Raw genomic sequence first — 443 nt, forward strand, 5'->3', positions numbered from 1 at the left:
CTTGGAGAGTAGTGATTTGGGCAATTTATCGAGGACATTGCCCATCTTGTGAAACCAGCAACGCTGATGGCGTGTATCAGGGTAGATTTCATCTAGAGCGCCCCAGAAACCCAGTGCGCCATCCCCAACTGCAAGCTTGGGAGACTGGTGAAGACCGCGTGATTTCAAATCACGCAAGAGAGTAAGCCAGGATTCCTTGCTTTCCCGATAACCAGCTTCCATAGCTATCAGGTCTTTTTGCCCTCGCTCATCAACACCGATAATCACCAAAACACACTCTTTGCTTTCTTCCATTCTGGCCTGCAAATAAATTCCATCTACCCAGAAGTACACATAATATTTACTGCCCATCTCTCGTTTGCACCATGCGGCATACTCCTGTTCCCAGCTCGCTTTCAGACGGCTAATCACTCCGGGAGACAAGTTTTTTCCCTCACTGCCAA

Annotated in this window: 1 protein-coding gene; it reads right to left on the minus strand. The window is 48.3% G+C overall.

The features are described 5' to 3' along the window. A partial coding sequence (locus tag Llon_RS09355; RefSeq protein WP_193391628.1) for an IS256 family transposase occupies positions 1-443 on the minus strand: 443 nt, incomplete at both ends.

This window comes from Legionella londiniensis (assembly GCF_001467825.1).
Taxonomy (GTDB): domain Bacteria; phylum Pseudomonadota; class Gammaproteobacteria; order Legionellales; family Legionellaceae; genus Legionella_A; species Legionella_A londiniensis.